Source organism: Afipia sp. 1NLS2, assembly GCF_000178995.1.
Taxonomy (GTDB): Bacteria; Pseudomonadota; Alphaproteobacteria; order Rhizobiales; family Xanthobacteraceae; genus Afipia.
Map to the genome: position 1 here is coordinate 402,113 of NZ_ADVZ01000004.1, position 16,992 is coordinate 419,104.

At 60.7% G+C, this 16,992-nt stretch carries 13 protein-coding genes; 10 read left to right on the plus strand and 3 right to left on the minus strand.

The window, feature by feature from the left end:
- Position 1 precedes the first annotated feature (1 nt).
- The 7 genes from AFIDRAFT_RS16005 (at position 2) to sucD (ending at position 8,050) form a co-directional block, all read left to right on the plus strand.
- On the plus strand, positions 2-904 hold the full coding sequence (locus tag AFIDRAFT_RS16005) for a tripartite tricarboxylate transporter substrate binding protein (RefSeq protein ID WP_245258193.1): 903 nt from the start codon (positions 2-4) through the stop codon (positions 902-904).
- A 48-nt stretch (positions 905-952) separates the two neighbouring features.
- The gene (locus tag AFIDRAFT_RS16010) at positions 953-1,492 is read left to right on the plus strand and encodes a tripartite tricarboxylate transporter TctB family protein (protein WP_009340635.1); all 540 of its coding nucleotides are present in this window, start codon (positions 953-955) and stop codon (positions 1,490-1,492) included.
- A 15-nt stretch (positions 1,493-1,507) separates the two neighbouring features.
- Positions 1,508-3,037 carry a tripartite tricarboxylate transporter permease gene (locus AFIDRAFT_RS16015; RefSeq protein WP_009340636.1) on the plus strand — a complete coding sequence of 510 codons (1,530 nt, stop codon included), beginning with the start codon at positions 1,508-1,510 and terminating at the stop codon, positions 3,035-3,037.
- A gap of 205 nt (positions 3,038-3,242) precedes the next feature.
- Positions 3,243-4,526: an MFS transporter gene (locus AFIDRAFT_RS16020; protein WP_009340637.1), complete on the plus strand. Its 1,284-nt coding sequence runs from the start codon at positions 3,243-3,245 to the stop codon at positions 4,524-4,526.
- 68 nt (positions 4,527-4,594) lie between these two features.
- Entirely contained in the window at positions 4,595-6,022 is a 1,428-nt protein-coding gene (gene sauS / locus AFIDRAFT_RS16025; RefSeq protein ID WP_009340638.1) for an acylating sulfoacetaldehyde dehydrogenase, read from the plus strand.
- Positions 6,023-6,032: 10 nt separating this feature from the next.
- Positions 6,033-7,160 (plus strand): succinate--CoA ligase subunit beta, encoded by a 1,128-nt coding sequence (locus AFIDRAFT_RS16030; protein WP_009340639.1) that lies wholly within the window; start codon positions 6,033-6,035, stop codon positions 7,158-7,160.
- Positions 7,157-8,050, plus strand: coding sequence for a succinate--CoA ligase subunit alpha (gene sucD, locus AFIDRAFT_RS16035; RefSeq protein WP_009340640.1), 894 nt, complete (start codon positions 7,157-7,159; stop codon positions 8,048-8,050). The genes AFIDRAFT_RS16030 and sucD overlap by 4 nt, the downstream gene beginning before the upstream one ends.
- A 29-nt stretch (positions 8,051-8,079) precedes the next feature.
- Here the strand turns inward: sucD and AFIDRAFT_RS16040 are convergent, their stop codons facing one another.
- The gene (locus AFIDRAFT_RS16040; protein WP_009340641.1) at positions 8,080-8,295 is read right to left on the minus strand and encodes a hypothetical protein; all 216 of its coding nucleotides are present in this window, start codon (positions 8,293-8,295) and stop codon (positions 8,080-8,082) included.
- 464 nt (positions 8,296-8,759) lie between these two features.
- Here AFIDRAFT_RS16040 and AFIDRAFT_RS16045 point away from each other — a divergent pair, with 464 nt between their 5' ends.
- Together AFIDRAFT_RS16045 and AFIDRAFT_RS16050 are read left to right on the plus strand one after the other, a co-directional pair.
- Positions 8,760-9,509 carry a Crp/Fnr family transcriptional regulator gene (locus tag AFIDRAFT_RS16045; RefSeq protein WP_009340642.1) on the plus strand — a complete coding sequence of 250 codons (750 nt, stop codon included), beginning with the start codon at positions 8,760-8,762 and terminating at the stop codon, positions 9,507-9,509.
- 242 nt (positions 9,510-9,751) lie between these two features.
- Positions 9,752-12,172, plus strand: coding sequence for a bifunctional diguanylate cyclase/phosphodiesterase (locus AFIDRAFT_RS16050; protein WP_009340643.1), 2,421 nt, complete (start codon positions 9,752-9,754; stop codon positions 12,170-12,172).
- Positions 12,173-12,181: 9 nt separating this feature from the next.
- Here AFIDRAFT_RS16050 and AFIDRAFT_RS16055 read toward each other — a convergent pair whose 3' ends face one another.
- Both AFIDRAFT_RS16055 and AFIDRAFT_RS16060 read right to left on the minus strand, forming a co-directional pair.
- The gene (locus AFIDRAFT_RS16055; RefSeq protein WP_009340644.1) at positions 12,182-13,582 is read right to left on the minus strand and encodes an FAD/NAD(P)-binding protein; all 1,401 of its coding nucleotides are present in this window, start codon (positions 13,580-13,582) and stop codon (positions 12,182-12,184) included.
- Positions 13,583-13,585: 3 nt separating this feature from the next.
- The gene (locus AFIDRAFT_RS16060; RefSeq protein WP_009340645.1) at positions 13,586-14,566 is read right to left on the minus strand and encodes an aldo/keto reductase; all 981 of its coding nucleotides are present in this window, start codon (positions 14,564-14,566) and stop codon (positions 13,586-13,588) included.
- A 635-nt stretch (positions 14,567-15,201) separates the two neighbouring features.
- On the opposite strand from AFIDRAFT_RS16060, the gene AFIDRAFT_RS16065 reads away from it, so the two are divergent.
- Positions 15,202-16,983 carry a methyl-accepting chemotaxis protein gene (locus AFIDRAFT_RS16065; protein ID WP_009340646.1) on the plus strand — a complete coding sequence of 594 codons (1,782 nt, stop codon included), beginning with the start codon at positions 15,202-15,204 and terminating at the stop codon, positions 16,981-16,983.
- Positions 16,984-16,992 lie beyond the last annotated feature (9 nt).

Here is a 16,992-nt window from a genome sequence, read left to right on the forward strand (position 1 = left end):
CATGCCATTGAGTGGCAGCGCTGCGGCTGCGGGCTATCCTGAACGTCCAATTGAATTGGTTGTTCCGTGGGGACCGGGTGGTGGTGCCGACCAGCTTGCACGTCTCATCAGCAAGCTCATGGAACCTATCATCGGGCAGAGCATTCCGGTGGTGAACGTGCCGGGCGGCACGGGTGCGACCGGCATGGCCAAGCTGATGTCGACACCGGCCGACGGCTATTCGATGGCGATTTACATCGCCGACAGCCACGCGCTTCTGGCAGGCAAGACGCCGCGCTGGACCATGAAGGACATCACGCCCGTCGCGGTGATGATGAAGGGTCCGTCTTTCATCTTCGTGAAGGAAGACAGCAAGTACAAGAACTGGGCTGATTTCGAGAAGGATGCCAAGGCCAATCCGGGCAAGCTTAAAGTGGCGACGCTTGGTTTCGGCAGCGTCGATGACTTCTCTCTGAGTGTCCTCGATCGTGCCGGCATCAAGGTCGTGCAGGTGCCGTTTTCCAAGCCGAGCGAGCGCTACGTCTCGATCCTCGGCGGCCACGCGGATGCTCTCTACGAGCAGGCTGGCGACGTTGCACAATTCCTGACCAGCAAACAGATGCGGCCGATTCTGTTGTTCGGCGAAAAGCGTCTCGATGCTTTCAAGGATGTGCCGGCATCCTATGAGCTTGGCTACAAGATTGCGCTGCCGCAGTTCCGTTCGATCGTCGTCCGTTCCGGTACGCCGCCGGAGATCGTCAAGAAGCTGTCGGACGCGCTCGCCAAGGTGGCTGAATCGCCGGAATACAAGAAGTTTCTGGCCGATCAGTTCGCCGAACCGACGAGCTTCGAGCCTTCGACGAAGGCTGGCACATTCGTCGCGGACCAGCTCGAAGACATGAAGAAGGCGACGGCGGGAAAATAACCGCCAATCGCTGAAGATCATCACCTAACAGGACAGGCCGGCGACGTTATGGGAAAAACCGCACTCCGTCAGACTCTTCCGTATGTCGCCGGCCTGATCATATCCGGCATTCTCTATCATTACGCGCAGCAGATCGATTACTCGCCGCGTCCAGGTGACCTCGGTCCGGATTTCTGGCCGAAAGTCACGATCGGTATGATGGCGTTGGTCTGCCTGATCGAGATCGCCCGCCGGCTGATGGGCGTGGGACAGGAAACCCACGGCATCGCCGAGACTTTCGAGAAGGAAGAAGAAGAGGAGGAGGTGGCTGCGAAGCATCCCTGGATGCTGGTCGGCGGCATCGCTCTGGTTCTTGTCTATGCAGTCGTCGTGACGACGCTGGGCTTCCTGCTTTCGACTTTCATGTTCCTCGTGTCGTTCATGTATCTCGGCCGTTATCGCAACCATCTTGCGATCTGGCTGACCGCGACAGGCATTACGCTGGGAGCCGCGCTGCTTTTCATGCGCTTTGCCTACGTCTCACTTCCGCGCGGCGAGCCGCCGTTCGACGCTTTCACCGATTTCATTCGCCTCATCATTGGCGCCTGAGGCAGGGACACCATCATGAGCGATGTTTTGATTCTGTTAGGTCACGGCTTCCTGAATTGCTTCACCGTGAGCCACATGCTGATGCTTCTGCTGGGCATCGTGGTCGGACTTCTGGTGGGCGTGTTGCCGGGCCTTACTCTGGTGATGGGCGTCGCGTTGACGCTGCCTTTCACGTATCACATGGATGTCACCGCCTCGATCGTGCTGCTGACGGCGATGTATGTCTCGGGCACCTATGGTGGCGCATTTACCGCGATTCTGTTCAAGATACCGGGAGAGCCGATCGACGTTCCGATGCTGTGGGACGGCTATACGATGGGTCGCAAGGGCAAGCCGGCGAAGGCGCTTGGCTGGACGCTGGTGGCGGCGCTCGGCGGTGGCCTGCTGTCGGCAGTCATTATGGTGTTCCTGACGCAGCCGCTTGCACATTTCGCGCTGCGTTTCTCGACGCCCGAATATTTCGCGGTTCTGGTGTTCGGTCTGTCCAGCGTCGTCGCGCTCGGCAGCGGATCGCTCGCCAATGCCCTTATCAGTCTCTGCGTCGGCATCCTGATCGCATCCGTCGGCACCGATGAAACCTACGGCGCCTATCGTTTCACCTTCGGCTCGCCAATCCTCGCCGACGGCATCGAGTTTCTCGTGGTGATGGTCGGCGCCTATGGCATCGGCGAAGTGCTGTCGCGGCTCGAGACCGGATTTTCGACGAGGCCAATCGAGAAAATCAGCAACGCCCGGACGGAGCTGCCGAGCTGGCGCGAAATCAGTGCGCTGAAATGGATGTTCGCGCGCGCGAGTGTGCTCGGCAACGTCATCGGCCTGATTCCCGGAGCAGGCGCGACCATCGCATCGTTCGTGAGCTATGGCATGGAATCCCAGTTCGGCAAGCGCCGGGCAGAAATGGGCACCGGCATCGCCGAAGGCATCGTCGCGCCCCAGGCGGCGGCCACAGCTTCCGTGGGTGGCGCGCTGGTGCCGCTTCTGGCTCTCGGCATTCCAGGCTCGGGCGCGACCGCCATCATTCTCGGCGCGTTCATGCTGCACGGCATCCAGCCGGGGCCGCAGGTCATGGTGACCTCGGCGCCGATCATCTACACCGTGTTTGCCTCGGTTTTCCTCGGCCTCGCGCTGATGTGCGTCGTCGGCTACTTCGCAATCCGCCCGCTGGTGAAGATTCTCGACCTGCCGGAAGCGGTGGTCTCGGCCTATGTGATGACGCTCTGTTTCGTCGGCGCGCTGTCGATCCGCAACAGCGTCACGGACCTGTGGCTCATGATCGCGTTCGGCGTCATCGGCTATCTGTTCGAACGGTTCAAATTCCCGGTCGCTCCACTGGTTCTTGGCGTGATCCTTGGGCCTTTGACGGAGGCTGCCTTCATGAACTCCATGATCAGTTTCGGCAATGACTGGACCGTATTTTTTACGCGCCCAATCTCTGGCTTCGTTATGGTGTGTACAGCGCTTATCCTGGCGCTGCCGTTCCTCCAGCGCGCTTTGTCGAGCCGGAAAGCAGTTCCAGCAACGGAAGGGCAGGCGCCGAGCGCCTAAAGTCAGCTACCGAGAAAAATGAGGCCGGCGCGATGAGGCTGCGCCGGCCTTTTTGCTGATAAATCCCGCGAATGGCTGCGATGCAAATTATCAATTTCCTTATGGGATTTAGTCTCCTGTAGCATGTCCCGATAAAGTCGCGTCACTTTGAAGCTGGGCACCGAACCCGGCAGACCGCGGAAAAGAAAAATACCGGGAGGTCTTAATGGCCATGCGCAACAAGGCGAGCCGCTTCGTTCTGCTCATCACTTGCCTGATGTATCTCATCTTCTACGTCGACCGCGTGAATATCTCGACCGCGGCGCCCTTCATGCAGAAGGATCTTGGATTGACGGCGACCCAGCTCGGGCTCGCATTTTCCGCCTTCGCATATCCCTACGCTTTCTTTCAAATCGCAGGCGGCTGGCTGGGCGACCGGCTCGGACCGCGCGTGACGCTCGCGTTGTGTGCGGCTCTGGTCGGCCTCGCGACGATCTGGACCGGCTTTGTCGGCGGGCTGGCTGCGCTGTTTCTGTCGCGTCTTGCGCTGGGCATCGGCGAGGGGCCTGCGTTCCCGACCGCCACGCGAGCGCTTGCGAACTGGCTGCGGCCCGATCAGCGCGCCTTCGCGCAGGGCATCACCCATGCTTTCTCGCGCGCAGGAAACGCGCTGACGCCGCCGCTGATTGCGCTGATCGTCGTGTCGTTCTCATGGCGCGATTCGTTTATCTTCCTCGGCGTAGCGGCGCTGATCTGGGCCGCCGTGTGGTTCACCTACTTCCGCGACGATCCGCGCACGCATTCGCAGATCACGCCTGAGGAATTGACGGGCCTGCCTCCCGCCACCGTGGTGGCCACGCGGAAGTCGGTGCCGTGGGGACCGCTCCTCAAGCGCATCATGCCGGTGACGCTGACCGACTTCTGCTACGGCTGGATCCTGTGGCTGTACCTGAACTGGCTGCCATCCTTCTTCCTTCACGAGTTCAATCTGAACATCAAGAAGTCAGCGCTGTTCGCGGCGGGCGTGTTCCTGGCCGGTGTGGTCGGCGACACGGTTGGCGGTTTCCTCAGCGATCGCATCCTGAAGAAGACCGGCGATGTGAACAAGGCGCGCGTCAGCGTCATTGTTGTCGGCTTCCTCGGATCGTTCTGCTTCATGCTGCCGATCGTGTTCTTCCACGATCTCAACATCGTGGCGACCTGCCTCAGTCTCGCGTTCTTCTTCGTGGAATTGATCGTTGCCCCGATCTGGGCAATTCCCATGGATATCGCGCCTGAATTTTCCGGCTCGGCGTCCGGCTTTATGAACTTTGGTTTCGGCATGGCCGGGATTATATCTCCGGTGGTGTTCGGATATGCGATCGATCTGACGGGACGCTGGGACGTGCCGTTCATTGGATCGCTCGCGTTCCTTCTGATTGGTGCGATGCTGGCGTTCACATGCAAGCCGGGTGAACGCTTCGTCGATGTACGCAGCGAGCCTACGGCGCCGCGCCCCACGCCGGCCTAAACAACCCGAATGGTCGTGGCTTTCCGATGAAGGATACGACCCGCGAATTTTGATGAATGGAGAAAGTCATGAGTGTTGTCGTCGAAATGCAAAACCGGAATTCGGATGCGCAGCAGATTGCGGCCGATCTGATGAAGCGCGCCCGCGCGGCGCAGGAAATCTTTGCGGAAGCCGATCAGGCGCGGACCGATGAAGCGGTGCGCGCGGTAGCATGGTCGCTTTACAAGCTGGAGCACGCCAAGGCCCTGGCCGAGTTGGCGGTGGAGGACACGGGCCTCGGAAACGTCCCGGACAAGATCATCAAGAAGCAGCGCAAGACGTTCGGCACGCTGCGCGATATGCTGCGCGCCAAGACGGTCGGTGAAATCGAGCGTGACGTGAAGCGCGGCATCGTGAAGTTCGCCAAGCCGATCGGTGTCGTCGGTGCGATCACGCCCTCGACCAATCCCGGCGCCACGCCGGTCAACAAGGCGCTGATGGCGATCAAGGGCCGTAACGCGATCATCATCGCGCCATCGCCGCTCGGCTTCCGTACCACCGAGATGGTCGTGAACTTCATGCGCGATGCGCTGGAGCAGATCGGCCTGCCGAAGGATTTGGTGCAGATCCTGCCGTCGCCGGTCACCAAGGACACGACTCAGGCGCTGATGGAGGCGGTGGACCTCGTCGTCATCACCGGTTCGCAGGACAACGTGCGCCGCGGCTATTCGAGCGGAACGCCGGCGATCGGCGTCGGCGCGGGCAATGTGCCGGTCATCATCGATGAGACTGCGGATTTCGATTCCGCCGCGCAGAAGATCTGCGCCTCCAAGACGTTCGACAATGCGACCTCGTGTTCTTCGGAGAACGCGGTGGTGATCGTCGACGCCTGCTACGACAAGGCGATTGCCGCGTTGAAGAAGGCAGGTGCTTTCCTCGTCGATCCATCCTCCAAGGACAAGGTTGTCAGCGAGCTGTGGAAGAACGGCAAGCTGAACCGTCACCTGATTGCGCGTGACATGCCGATCCTGGCGGAGGCGTTCGGTCTTCCGGCTGAGGCATCGAAGTCAAAATTCCTTCTCGTCGAGGAAACCGGCATCGGCCGCGACTATCCGCTCTCGGGCGAAAAGCTGTCGCTGGTGCTGACAGTCTACCGCGCGAAGGACTTTGAGGCGGCGAAGGAGACCGTCCGCAAGATCCTCAATCACCAGGGCAAGGGCCACTCGATGGGCCTGCACACCACGAAGCTCGAGCGCGCGCGCGAGTTGGCGGAAGACCTCCCGGTGGTGCGCGTGCTGGTCAACTTTGCACACACCTTCGGCAATGGCGGCGGTTTCGACAGCGGCCTTGAGTTCACGCTCACCATGGGCTGCGGTTCCTGGCAGAAGAACAGCATCTCCGAGAACCTGAACTACAAGCACTTCATCAACATCACACACCTTGTCACTCCGATTCCGGAGGACAAGCCGACTGAAGAAGAGATGTTCGGGCCGCACTGGGCACGTTACGGCAAGTAAGGGGCAGGATATGAATCTCGAGGAGTATGCAGCGAAGCATCACGTGCTCGTGCCGGCCGGCGTTCCCACGCCGGAAGGCCGGGTCTGTAAGACGCCGGAGGAGGCCGCGGCCGCCGTCACGGCCATCGGCCCTTCGGTCATCAAGGCGCAGGTGCCGACCGGCAAGCGCGGCAAGTCGGGCGGCATCAAGATCGCCAAGACGGCCGATGAAGCGGCAAGTGCAGCGCGCGACATTCTGTCGATGAGCATCGGCGGGCATCGCGTCTCGCAGGTGCTGGTCGAGCAGTTGTGCCCGATCGAGCGCGAGCTTTACGCCGCCGTTCTGATCGACGTGGCAAGCCGCGCGCCTTTGGTGCTGTTTTCGACCGAAGGCGGCATGGACATCGAGGAAGTGGCCGAGACCCATCCGGATGCCATTCGCAAGCACATCGTCGACATCCACAAGGGTTTCAGCGCTGCCGATGCGGCGGCGATGCTGAAGGGCCTTCCGCTCGGTTCGGCGGCAGGAGCGGTCAGCGAAGTTCTGGCGAAGCTCTATGCGATCTTTGATGCCAAGGACGCCGAACTGGTCGAGATCAATCCGCTTGCTCTCCTCAAGGACGGCCGCGTGGTGGCGCTCGACTGCAAGTTTGTGCTCGACGATTCCTCGGGGCTGCGCCAGCCTGACCTCGCCAAGGTGGCTTCACCGCCGAAGATGACGGCATTGGAAGAACGCGGCGCCGAGAACGGCCTGAAGTTCATCCAGCTCGACGGCAATGTCGGCGTGCTGGCGAACGGCGCGGGCCTCACGATGACGACCATGGATGTCATCGATCATTTCGGCGGCAAGCCCGCCAACTTCCTAGAGATCGGCGGCGAAGCCTACACCAAGTCGGAAATCGCGCTCGATCTGGTGCTGTCCAATCCGGGTGTTAAAAGCCTTGTCATCAACTTCTGCGGCGCGTTCGCGCGCACGGACGTGATGGCGGAAGGTGTCGTGAAGGCATGGGAGACGCTGAAGCCGAAGGTGCCGGTGTTCTTCTCGATCCACGGCACCGGTGAGGACGAAGCAGTCAAGCTCGTGCGTGAGCGGCTTGGCATTGAACCCTATGACTTCATGGAAGATGCCGTGAAAGCGGCGGTCGAGGCAGCGCAATGATTTATCGTCGCGGACAAAAAGTTCTGGTTCAGGGCATGACCGGAAAGCAGGGTGCTTTCTGGTCGGAGCGGATGCGGGAGATGGGCACCGACGTTGCCGCCGGCGTCAATCCCAAGCGTGCAGGCGAGACGTTCCTCGATACACCGATCTACGGATCGGCGGTCGAGGCGACCAAGCATACGCCGTGCGATGTCTCGGTGATTTTCATTCCGCCGTCGATGGCGAAGGCTGCCATCATCGATGCGATCGATGCGGGCATCGGGACCATCGTCACGCTCACCGAGCACATTCCGGCGCACGACGTTCTCGAGATCTTCGCGCGCCAGCGTGTGTCGAAAAGCCGGATCATCGGCCCCAACACTGCAGGCATCGTCACGCCGGGCGAAGGGTTTGTCGGCATCATGCCGGGGCATAATCCGAATATCTTCAAGCCGGGCCGCGTCGGCGTGATTTCACGCAGCGGCAGCCTCGGCACCCTGATGTGCCTGAACCTGACGCGCGCCAATCTCGGCCAATCGGCGTTCATCGGCATCGGCGGCGATCCGATCATCGGCACCACGACGCGCGATGCGCTGATGGAGCTGGATCGCGACGCCAAGACCGACGCCGTCGTGCTGGTCGGCGAGATCGGCGGCGCGATGGAAGAAGAAGCGGCGGAATACGCCCGCACCATGAAGAAGCCGATTGTCTCCTTCATTGCGGGCCGCTCGTCGCCGCCGGACAAGAAGATGGGCCATGCCGGCGCCATCGTGACCGGCGGGCGTGGCGGTTATGCCTCCAAGCGTGCCGCGCTGGAGAAGGCGGGAATTCAGGTGGCCGATACGCCGGCCGAGGTTGTCGCCATTCTCAAGCAGACGAATGTCGCGAAGAAAATGACGGCGGCGGGCTGAGAAGCCCGCCTCTCAAGGCCGATCGGGATTCAGGAAAGCGGCGCGGGCGTTGTCTCTCTGGCAGCGTGACGCGCCGCTTTCGGTGAGACGAACCGGATGCCGTGCCGTTGCGCCATGCTGCGCACACCGGAAACGGTGCGGTTGAGTGCTGCAGCCGTGCGATAATGCGAGGCGCCGGCATCCGCATAATCCTTCAGCTTCTTCAGGTCGTGCTCAGACCACGTCTTGGAGTTCTGTCGAGTCATGCAACGGTTTCCTTGTGGGATGTACGATTCGCGCGTCGTGGGATTCGCGCGTCATCGTAAAAAATCACCAACGATTGTCCTTAACTTGAGTTGCATGATCGGCGTGAATAACGCGCGAAGTTTTTCATCTCGCGTGGAACGATTCCGTTTTGGCGCAATCGAAGGCAAGCTTGGCCGCTGATCCGCGTCATTCGGATCGTATCGCGACCGTGGCGCACCTGTGGCCTCAAGATGGCGGAGCGGCCCGGCTCAGGCATGGCTGCTGCCCGTTCCCGGCTCCGGATCGCCGTAAATGGCGCCTCGCATGGACGAAAGCTGCGGGAAAGTCAGGGCAAAACCTCATTTGAGAGAACAACATGCATAACCATTAACATGGGTTATGGAACCAAGCTGTGGGGAACTGGCATTCCGGGGGAGCCGTTGGCCTTTGGGGGTCAATTTGGATTCTCACAGCAGAGGCAGGCATGGAAGCCGGACGTCCTTACACCAGATTGCTGCGCCGGCTGGACAGCGTGGTGAGGTTATCGGAGAGCGACCGGCTTGGAATTACCAAGCTGCCCATGACGGTCAAGAATTTCGCCAATGGGCAGGATCTCATCCGTGAGGGTGACATCAGCACACAATGCATTCTCGTGCTCGACGGCTACCTGTTTCGTCATAAGCTTGCCAATGGCTCGCAGCGCCAGATCATGTCGTTTCATGTGGCGGGCGACATTCCTGATTTGCAGACGCTCCATCTGCCCAAGCTCGACCACACAGTCACGGCGCTGGGGGCCGCGGTGGTCGCTTTCATCCCGCATGCCTCGTTCAAGGAATTGCTTCAGGCCTCCCCGTCATTGACGCATGTGTTCTGGCGCGAATCGCTTGTCGATGCGGCCATCTTCCGCGAATGGGTCATTACTCTCGGGCAGCGCGACGCCATCGGCCGCGTCGCCCACCTGATTTGCGAACTGGTCATGCGTCTGCAGGCGGTCGGGCTCGCAAAGGATATGGCGTTTACGATTCCCTGGACGCAGTCCGACGTGGCCGATGCGTCGGGCATTTCCACGGTGCACGCCAATCGCGTGATTCAGGAATTGCGGCGGCTTGAATTGCTGGAGTGGGATTCCCGACTCATCCAGATTCGTAACTGGGACGGCTTGGCGAGTCTCGGCGATTTCTCCGCCGACTACCTGCATTTCCGCAAGGATGAGCCTGCAAGCGTAGCCAGTTGAATAGAGAATCTCTATCGATCGCGGGTTAAATCAATGGTGAGCGAGTTTGCCGCAGGCGGCTCGCGCGAGAAAGATTTCGCCGAAAATTCCAAAAGCACTTCAGAAACAGGCGTTATCGTCGAACGCCGAGCGTCGGTCATTTACGGTGTGTTTACCAACAACCGCATTGGCGCGAGGTGTTAAGCGGCGACATACCTCCGGTTGCTACGGTTTTTGCTCCAGAGACCACCACAACCGCAGAAATGCTGAGAATTATAACCTGCCTGCAAACCCAACATGACTGGAGGCTAGTTCTTCTGGCTGCGGGCGTTTGCCTGCTGACCAGCATTTCTGCCATCAACATGTATCAGCGCGCGACTGCCGATGACAAGGCCACGTCTCGCCTGTTCTGGGCGCTCACGGCCGGTCTTGTGGGCGGTTGCGGCGTTTGGGCGACGCACTTCATCGGAATGCTCGCTTACACGCCGGGAGTTTCGATCTCTTTCGATTTTCTGATGACGGTTGCATCGTTGGGCGTTGCGATTGTCATGATGGTCGTCGGATTTATCACCGCGACCTATGGCGACCGGACCTGGGCGCCATTGATCGGTGGTGGTATCCTCGGCGCCGCCATTTCCCTGATGCATTATCTCGGAATTGCCTCGCTACGGATGCCCGCCGATATCGTATGGATGCCGGACCTGTTGGCGGTTTCGATCGCGTGCGGTGTGGGCTTTGGCGCGCTTTCTCTTTCTGTCGTGCGGCGCGGCGAGACGGTGTGGTTTGGCGCAATCGGCGCGGGATTGCTGATGGTGGCGATCCTGACCGATCATTTCATCGCCATGAGCGCGATGGGATTGATTTCGGACGTCACGGCAACCTCCGAAAATGTCGGGTTGTCGCCGATCGCCCTTTCTGTGGGCGTGGCGTCGGTAATGGCAGCTTTCGTGGTCGCCTGCCTGATCAGCGCGATTTCCGATCGCCGCAGCCGCCGCGACATCAACGAGCGTAACATCCAGCTCAACGCGGCTATCGACAATATGCGGCAAGGCCTGTGCATGTTCGGGCCCGACAACTGCCTGCAATTGTGGAATGAAAAATACGTCGGGATGTACAAGATCGCTCCGGAGGACATTCGTGTCGGCATGACGGTCGATGATATGTTCGCGGCGAGGAAAAAAGCCGGAACGATCGTCAAGGATCTGGACTCCTATTCGTCACATCTGTGGAATTCGGTGGAGAACCGCGAGTTCACCCGATGGATTCTCGAACTGGTGGATGGCCGCACTATCAGCGTGTCGTACCAGTCGATGGAAAATGGCGGCTGGGTCGGAACGCATGAGGACATTACCGAGCAGCGCAAGAGCGAGGCTCAAATTCAGTACCTCGCCCAGCACGATTCCCTGACCGGATTGTTCAACCGGGCCGCCTTCAACGAGCATGTCCACAAGGTTTGGGAAGAGGCGATGCGGGAGCAGCGCTCCTTCACCATTCTCAGCCTCGATATCGATCGCTTCAGCGAGATCAATGACACTTACGGCCACAGTGCGGGCGATACCTTCCTGGATGAGGCTGCGCGCCGTTTGCAGGCCGCGTGCGGCAGCGCGTTCATCGCGCGCCTCGGCGGTGACGAATTCATGATCGTCTCATCCGAAGGCGAACAGCCGGCCCGCGCAGGCGATATCTGCACGCGTGTCCTGACCGCCTTCGAGATGACGTTCCACATCGAGGGCCATCCCATTCACAGCGGCTGCACCGTTGGCGTGTCCATCTTCCCGCAGGATGGAGCGGATGTGGAAACACTCATAACCAACGCCGACGTTGCGCTCTATCGCGCCAAGAAGGAGGAGCGGGGATCTGTCCGCTTCTTCGAGCCGGCGATGGACAAGCAGCTTCGCGAGAAACGCGCGCTGCTGCACGATCTCGGTGTTGCCATTGGGAATGGTCAGCTTGAGCTGCATTATCAGCCTCAGGGCGGCCCGGATGGAAATCCGTTCGGCTTCGAGACGCTGGTGCGCTGGCGCCATCCGGCCAAGGGACTGATCGCTCCCGGCGCCTTTATTCCGCTGGCGGAGGAAACCGGCTCGATTGTCGCCATCGATGCGTGGATTTTGCGCGAAGCCTGCCGCGAAGCGGCAAGCTGGCCGAACCCGCTGCAGATCGCGATCAACGTGTCGCCGATGAGTTTCCAGCAAAACGACTTGCCCGGTCTGATTCATTCGATTCTGCTGGAAACGGGCCTCAACCCCAAGCGGCTCGAGATCGAGATCACAGAAGGCGTGCTGATGCAGGATTTCTCGCGCGCCTGCTCGATCCTGCGCCGCATCAAGAATCTTGGCGTGCGCATCGCGATGGACGATTTCGGCACCGGTTATTCGTCGCTGTCGTATCTGCAGTCTTTCCCGTTCGACAAGATCAAGATCGACCAGACTTTCGTCGCGCAGATCCATAAGAACGTGCAGTCGTCGGCCATCATCCGCGCGATCATCAGCCTCGGAGAGGCGCTCAATCTCGGCGTCATCGCCGAAGGCGTGGAGACGGAAGCGCAGCGTGACTTCCTCGCCGATGCCGGATGCACCGAGATGCAGGGCTACCTGCTTGGCCGCCCGCAGCCGATCTCTGCCTACAATCCGATCATAGGCCGGCCGTCAGTGGCGTCTAACAAGAAGGCTTTCGCCAGCTAGCAGGCGCGCTCACGCATACGTTGCACGATCGTCCACAGCGGACAATGTGGCGGCGATGCTTTCGGCGATCTTTCCTGCATAGGCCGAAAGATCCGATATGCCCATCAATTCGCCGAACGTACCGCGCGCGAGCGGACCTGCGACGAATAAATGTGGATTCGGCTCGTCTTGGTGGCTGATGGCATGGCCCGAACGGTCGACTGCGACGCCAAGGCCAAGCGCATCGCCCTGCAGCAATCCATCGGCATTCATGGATGACAGCAGCGGATCGGCTGCAACGGCATGGGCCGGGCCTGTCGCCAGCATGACCGCGTCGAATGTTTCCGGCTTCCATTCCCTGTCATGGCGCGCGCGCAAATCCACGGTGACCGTGTGTGGCGTGGTCGAGTTGGCTCGCACGGATGCGGCCCTGATGTCGAGCGTGCCGTTAGCGATGCGGCGTTCGATCGTTTCATGAATCTGCGGAGCGATGCGAAAGCGGTGCGTGTCCCAATAGGGGCGCAGATGACGCAGAAACTGGCGGCGGCTCGATGCCGACAGGTTTTGCCAGATCGGCTGTCCCTGCTCGTGCACGCGGTTGAGTACGATCTGCCAGGGCAATCCATCCCGCGCGGCGTCAATGACGGTTCTGCGGACGCTCCGGGACAGGGCAGCCGCTTGCGTGACGGGAGGTGTCGTGAAGTCGCCCTCGAAGACCGAGAGATTGTCCGTATGCGACTGCGGCCGAAGTCCACGCCGGGAGACGGCGACGATTTCGCCACGATGGCCGGTGCGTTCCAGTGAAGCCACAATGTCGGCCATTGTCAGACCGGTGCCGACGATCAGTATGCGGTCGCCGGGTGCAAGCGACGACAGGGCGTTTCCGCTCCAGGGATCGGGGAAGAAGCGGGGGTGAGAGTGCAGCGATCGGAGCGAGGCGGGCACGGCGGGAGGCGCGTGGCAGATCGCCAGCACCATGGTGGTGGCATCGACGGTTTCGCCATTGTCGCAGACGATGTGGAAGCCGCTTTTCGTGGCGGCAGCGCTCACGGCCTTGGCCTGCAGATGCCTGACGGCAGGCTTGAGATGGCGCACCTGTTCGGCAACATAGCGGCCGAAGATTGCGCGCGTCGGAAACAGCCGGCCATCGGGCAGGCTGGCTTGCGGGTCGGTTGCGAGGTAGCCGGTGTCGATCAGCCAGCGGTGGAAATGCTCCGCGTCGTCCGCGGCGAGGATCATCCGCGTCGCGGGTACGTTGATCCGGTGTGCGGGGTCGGGCGTCGCATATGCAAGCCCACGCCCGAGATCGGCGCGAGGTTCGATCACGACGATATCGGCGGCAACGTTTTTCCTGCGCAGATGCCATGCCAGTGCCGCGCCGGAAAAGCCGCCGCCGACGATGGCAATCGTGTTCGGCAGTTGTGATGCCATGCCTTATTGATAACCGGCGATGCGGTGCGGCACGTAAGGCGCTTCCAGCGCCTTGATCTCGTCTTCGGTCAGGCGCAGCGACAGCGCGGCAACCGCATCCGTCAGATGCTGCGGTTTTGAAGCGCCGATGATCGGCGCGGTGACGCCGCGTTTCTGCGCAACCCATGCCAGCGCGACCTGCGCGCGCGGCACGCCGCGCGCCTTGGCAATGCGCGCGACTTCCTCCACGATCTTCCTGTCGGCATCGACGGCCTGGGTATACAGCGTGCTGCCGAAGGCGTCGGTCTTACTGCGTTCGCTGATGTCGTCCCAGTCGCGGGTCAGGCGGCCGCGCGCGAGCGGGCTCCACGGCACCACCGCGATGCCCTGGTCGATGCACAGCGGCAGCATTTCGCGTTCTTCCTCCCGGTGCAGAAGGTTGATGTGATCCTGCATGCTGACGAACTCGCTCCAGCCATGCAGACGCGAGGTGTAGATCGCCTTGGCGAACTGCCAGGCGTGCATCGACGAGGCGCCGATATAACGGACCTTGCCCGCGCGAACGAGATCGTTCAGCGCCTCCAGCGTTTCCTCGATCGGCGTGTCGTAGTCCCAGCGGTGGATCTGGTAGATATCGACATAATCGGTGCCGAGCCGGCGCAGGCTGTTGTCGATTTCGTTGAAGATCGCCTTGCGGGACAGGCCCGCGCCATTCGGCTCGTCGCGCATCTGCAGGCAGACCTTGGAGGCGATCACGACTTCGTCGCGGCGCGCGAAGTCCTTGACGGCGCGGCCGACGATTTCTTCGGACGTGCCGTCCGAATAGGAATTGGCGGTGTCGAGGACGTTGATGCCGAGTTCGAGCGCCTGCTTGATGAGCGGGCGGCTAATGTCCTCCGGCATGGTCCACGGATGCTTGCCGCGATCCGGCGTGCCGTAGGTCATGCAGCCGAGCCACAGGCGCGATACCTTCAGACCGGTTTTGCCGAACTTGACGTATTCCATGGATAGCCTCGTGTATCGTCGTTCCAGAATATGAGAAAGCGTCTGGTGGGTTGGTTGAAACGCTCGCTTGAAAGAGCCTCGCGGAAGCAAATGAAGCGAACCTTTAAGCCGCCACACCGGAGCCGCGCAGACATTAAAGCATACCGATAGCGGTGGAGTGCTCAAAATATCGCGCGATCCACGCAAGGCAGCTCTCGCTATTTTCATGGGATCATCAAGGTCGTGGCAGCGCCACGTCTCGTCGAGCGCGCCGGACTCGGCATGATGCGCTTCAGGCGGCCACCGGGAAATCGGTGATGATTGTCCATGCGCAAATTTCGATTCCGGAGGTGGGTTTTGCAGCGCGACATACAGCGCAGCGATCGGCCTCGTTCAATGACCGACCGCGAAGAAACCCAGTGATTTCGGGCATATTCGCAGATTCAGGCGGACCGGGAATGCGGTAGCATTTTAACGTACCGTTCTACATTTTGTGCCATTTCTTTCTTTGCGAATTTTGCTGGCCGTTTGCCAGCATTGGGGATGCATGGAATTCGGGGGCAAGAGCATCAATAGCAGCGCTGTGCGAGGGGCACCTGCAGGCAACTGGCTCTCTGTCCGATAATTTTGATGGCTTCGTGTTTGAAAGGGCTGACATGCTCGGCGGGATCAAGAAGTTGAATGTTTTCGGGTGGACCAAATATTTCGGCTGGGCCTCGAAACTTAATGTGTTCTCCTTCGTCAGGCACATCGGTTTGTCCTGGAAGGTTCAGATCGCACCGGTATTCCTGGTCATCTCTCTTGTCGCGCTGGGGATGTATTCCCTGAAGACGCTTCAACACAATCAGTCGTCCGAGGAAGCTCTCATGTCTGGGCCGGTTCGTCAGGCCGAGCTGATGAGCGATCTCACATCAACGATCTGGTCGGCTCATGCCAACCTGTATCGTCTCACGACGACAGCGGCGACCGAGACAGACACCAAGGCGATCGAGGGTTATGCATTCGACACCACGACGTCGCTTAGCCGTGTCGACGACGCGCTGTCGGCTCTTGAGGTCAGCCTGTATGAGCCGAGCTCGGTGGTGACGAAGGACGATTACGCCAAGCTGAAGGATGCCGTCGCCGTCTACGCAGCGAAGGCGAAGACCGTCATCGAAAAGACGGGCGCTTCCGGCGCCGATACGAGATTCATCAAGGATGCGGAAAAGCAGTTTGCGGTGGTGTCGCAGCTTGTCTCGGACATGATGAGCGCGAGCAGCACGCGCAAAAGCATGGAAGTCGGCATTTCTCAGGTGCGCCTCGAAGAGCAGCAGTTCACTCTCAAGATTGTGCTCGGCGTCATTGCCGCGTTTGGCCTGCTGTTCTCGTTCCTGATCGGGCGCAGTATTTCGAAGCCTGTGGTGGTGATGACCAAGGCGATGCACGAACTGGCCGCCGGAGATTTGTCGGTCCAACTGCCGGGCCTCGATCGCCGGGATGAAGTCGGCCAGATGGCCCGCGCAGTGGAGGAATTCAAGGTTCAGGCGGTGGCCAAGGCCGAGCAGGAGGCTGTCGAGCGCGATGCGAAGAATCGCGAGTTGGCGGCGACGCGCAAGGCCGAGCTTTATGCGCTCGCGGAGAGTTTCGAGAGCGCCGTCGGCAAGATCATCGAGCACGTCAGTTCGGCCTCGAGCGATCTTGAATCGTCAGCGATGGTGCTGACCAAGAGCAGCGTGGCGACACAGGAGCTTAGCGCCGTCGTTGCCAGCGCCTCGGAAGAAACGTCCAGCAACGTCCAGTCGGTTGCGTCCGCGACCGAGGAGATGGCGGCGTCCGTCTCCGAGATCGGCCGTCAGGTGTCCGATTCCAACCAGATCGCGGCGGAAGCCGTCGAGCAGGCGCAGCGCACCGATGCGCGGATCAGCGAATTGTCAGAAGCGGCGAACCGCATCGGCGACGTCACCATGCTGATTACGACGATCGCGAGCCAGACCAACCTGCTGGCGCTCAACGCCACCATCGAGGCGGCGCGCGCGGGCGAGGCGGGCAAGGGCTTTGCGGTGGTCGCGCAGGAAGTGAAGGCATTGGCGGCGCAAACGACCAAGGCCACGCACGAGATCAGCACCCAGATCGCGGCCATGCAGTCGGCCACGGAAGAGTCGGTGGTTGCGATCAAGGAGATCGGCGGCACGATCAGCCGCCTGTCGGAAATCGCGTCTATCATCGCGGCGTCCATCGAAGAGCAGGGCGCGGCGACGCAGGAAATCGCGCTGAACGTCCAGCAGGCAGCGGCCGGCACCTCGCGTGTCGCCACCAGCATCGCCGATGTCCATCGCGGCGCGGGCGATACCGGCTCGGCCTCTTCTCAGGTACTCTCGGCGGCGCAGTTGCTGTCGAATGAGAACCGGCGGCTGAAGACCGAAGTCGCCAAATTCCTGGAAACGGTGCGGGCCGCTTAAAGGCGGTCC

Coding starts and splice junctions, on each gene's coding strand:
- AFIDRAFT_RS16005 (WP_245258193.1), top strand. CDS start 2: ATGCCATTGAGTGGCAGCGCTGCGGCTGCGGGCTATCCTGAACGTCCA.
- AFIDRAFT_RS16010 (WP_009340635.1), top strand. CDS start 953: ATGGGAAAAACCGCACTCCGTCAGACTCTTCCGTATGTCGCCGGCCTG.
- AFIDRAFT_RS16015 (WP_009340636.1), top strand. CDS start 1,508: ATGAGCGATGTTTTGATTCTGTTAGGTCACGGCTTCCTGAATTGCTTC.
- AFIDRAFT_RS16020 (WP_009340637.1), top strand. CDS start 3,243: ATGGCCATGCGCAACAAGGCGAGCCGCTTCGTTCTGCTCATCACTTGC.
- sauS (WP_009340638.1), top strand. CDS start 4,595: ATGAGTGTTGTCGTCGAAATGCAAAACCGGAATTCGGATGCGCAGCAG.
- AFIDRAFT_RS16030 (WP_009340639.1), top strand. CDS start 6,033: ATGAATCTCGAGGAGTATGCAGCGAAGCATCACGTGCTCGTGCCGGCC.
- sucD (WP_009340640.1), top strand. CDS start 7,157: ATGATTTATCGTCGCGGACAAAAAGTTCTGGTTCAGGGCATGACCGGA.
- AFIDRAFT_RS16040 (WP_009340641.1), bottom strand. CDS start 8,295: ATGACTCGACAGAACTCCAAGACGTGGTCTGAGCACGACCTGAAGAAG.
- AFIDRAFT_RS16045 (WP_009340642.1), top strand. CDS start 8,760: ATGGAAGCCGGACGTCCTTACACCAGATTGCTGCGCCGGCTGGACAGC.
- AFIDRAFT_RS16050 (WP_009340643.1), top strand. CDS start 9,752: ATGCTGAGAATTATAACCTGCCTGCAAACCCAACATGACTGGAGGCTA.
- AFIDRAFT_RS16055 (WP_009340644.1), bottom strand. CDS start 13,582: ATGGCATCACAACTGCCGAACACGATTGCCATCGTCGGCGGCGGCTTT.
- AFIDRAFT_RS16060 (WP_009340645.1), bottom strand. CDS start 14,566: ATGGAATACGTCAAGTTCGGCAAAACCGGTCTGAAGGTATCGCGCCTG.
- AFIDRAFT_RS16065 (WP_009340646.1), top strand. CDS start 15,202: ATGCTCGGCGGGATCAAGAAGTTGAATGTTTTCGGGTGGACCAAATAT.